Source organism: Cupriavidus sp. CuC1 (assembly GCF_044627735.1).
GTDB classification, from domain to species: Bacteria; Pseudomonadota; Gammaproteobacteria; order Burkholderiales; family Burkholderiaceae; genus Cupriavidus; species Cupriavidus ulmosensis.
Map to the genome: position 1 here is coordinate 1 of NZ_JBIUHC010000343.1, position 2,392 is coordinate 2,392.

General features: G+C 70.7%; 2 protein-coding genes. Both read right to left on the bottom strand.

What is annotated here, in order from left to right:
- On the bottom strand, positions 1–405 hold a 405-nt coding region (locus tag ACGLHR_RS51405; protein ID WP_400103779.1), incomplete at its 3' end, for a UvrD-helicase domain-containing protein.
- Positions 402–2,392, bottom strand: a 1,991-nt coding sequence (locus ACGLHR_RS51410; RefSeq protein WP_400103781.1) for a PD-(D/E)XK nuclease family protein, incomplete at its 5' end; no start/stop codon positions are given. The genes ACGLHR_RS51410 and ACGLHR_RS51405, both read right to left, overlap by 4 nt.

Below are 2,392 nucleotides of genomic sequence, written 5' to 3' on the forward strand. Positions count from 1 at the left end.
CGGCTGCACCGTGGCCGCGGCCGGCGAGAACCAGCCTTCCAGGTGCCGCGCCGAACCCGCCAGGCGCTGCACCTGCTGCAGCGGCAGGCGGCGAAACGAATTGATGCCCTTTTGCTCCAGCGCGGCGATCACCGCGTCGTCATCGTCGCGCGCGAGCTGCGCGAGCACTTCCAGCAAGCGCTCGCGCATTTCCTCCGCGGCCTTGCGGGTGAAAGTGATGGCGAGGATCTCGTGCGGCGCCGCGCCAGCCAGCAACAGGCGCAGCAGGCGCGCCACCAGCAACCAGGTCTTGCCGCTGCCCGCGCAGGCCTCGACCACCACGGAGCCGGCGGGGTCGCAGGCCGCGCGCGTGAACTCGGCCTCGGCAACCGGCTGGCCATCGCGCAGATAAGGGTGGACGCTCATGCGCGGCCCCCGATCCCCGGCGGCAACGCCGTGCTTTCCCAGAAGCCCTTGCGGCACAGGCCGCGGGCGGTGCAGTAGGTGCATGCGCCGGCGTCCCCGAAGGCCGGCAGCGGCGCGTCCTGGCGCAGGCGCATCACGTCGCTGCGCAGTTGTTGTTCGAGCCACGCCACCGCGGCGTCGAAGTCAGGCAGGCTCACTTCGCGCTGGGGTGCCGGCGGGCCGTCCTTCGCGCCTTCGAGCGCCACCCAGCTGCCACCGGCGACGTCGGCGCGCAGCAATCCATAAAACGGCAACTGGCAATCCTCTTCCACGTCCCCCACCTTGCGCTTCAAGCGCAGCACGGTCTGGGTCTTGTAATCGAGCACCGCGCGGCTGCCGTCGCGCGCGCGATCGAGCCGGTCGATGCGGCCGTTGACGCGCAGCGGCTGGCCGTCGGGCATGGGCAGGTCGACGGTGGCATCGAGCTCGCCATCGTCCCAGAACCAGCCCTGCGCTTCGCGCTCGGCCTGCCATGCCACGTAGGAGGGCAGCACCTCGCACCAGCGGCGGTAGTAACCGATGGCGTTGCCGTCTTCCTTCATCAGCGCGCCGAACTCGTGATCGGAAATCTCGCGCAGGCGCGCCAGGCGAGCGTCATCGCGGCGCAAGCCGTCCTGCGACGCTTCGCGGTGGTAACGCAGCAGCACGCGGTGCAGCAGTTCGCCGATATCGCGTTTTTCCAGGTCGTCGCTGACGACTTCCAGCCCCGCCAGCCCGAGCATGCGGCCGGCGAAGAACTGGTAGGGACAGCGGCGCAGCATGTTGTAGGCCTGCGCGCTCCAGCGCTCGGGCACCAGCTCCGATGCCGCGGGCGCGGGCATGCCGCCCACCTCGGCGAAGGTCTCGTGCAGCACCGGCAGCGCGCTTGCCTCGATCGGCGCGCCCGCGCGCGAGCACAGCGCGCTGAGCCGCTCGATCCAGCCCGACACATGCTTGGGCTCGCCGCGCGCGCCAAGGCGCTGCCAGGTGAGCACCACGTCATCGTTGTTCAGCAAGACCTCGGCCAGGTCGCGCGCCTGCTGGGCGAAGCGCACCTCGCGGTCTTCCAGCGCGAGCTCGCGCCGCATCTGGTTGGAGAAAAACATCAGCTCGGCCGCGCTGGAGGGGAGCTGCGTGTCGTCACAACCCACCACCACGACACCGTCGAAGCGGCGCATGCGCGCGCCGTTGAGCGGCAGGATGGTGATGCGCGCGGCGCCGCTGGCCGAGGGTTCCTTATAGGCAACCGACTCAAGCAAGGCTGACAGCATGGAGCGGAATTCACCGAGATCGAGCGTGGCGCCCGAGCCCGTCTCGTCCTGCGGCAGCTCGGCAAGGCGCGCCAGCGCGTCGAGCAACTGCATGCCGGCATCGTCGGCCGAAAGCGCCTCGCGCATGCCAAGCACATCGAGCGTGGCATCGAGGCGCTCCAGCCAGGTCGAGACCGGGTGCTGCACATTGCCGCGCGGCCAGGCGCCGGCTTCGGCCGCAAGGTGCTGCACCAGCTCGCAAGCGGCCTGCCGGGCCGCGCGGCGGGCGTCTTGCTCCGCGTCGTCGCAGTTGCTATCGCCGCTGGCCTGGTCAGCCGCGTCAATCCGGAAGCGCTGCTGCAAGCGGCGCCAGCCACCGCTGATGCCGTCGCGCCGGATCTGCCGCTCGAGCGCGGCGATGGCCTCGCCCCGCAGCGGAAAACCGGGCAGGCAGAACGGGCTCTTGAGCAGGTCGAGCAGCGCCGAGGTATCGCCGTCCTGGTTGAGCAGGTCGAACCAACGCATCAGCGCAGCCGCAGCACGCGTGGTCGAGAGCTTCCAGCCGGTTTCGTCGCGCACCGGCGCGCCGGCCCGCGCCAGCAAGGCGCGCGCGCGTCTTGGCTGGTCGCCGCGCACGCATTGTGCGGCGTTGGTGCGGGAGATGGTGGAGGCGGACTTCGCCGCGGCGCGGCGCGATGCGTTCGTCAAGCTGGCCGGGT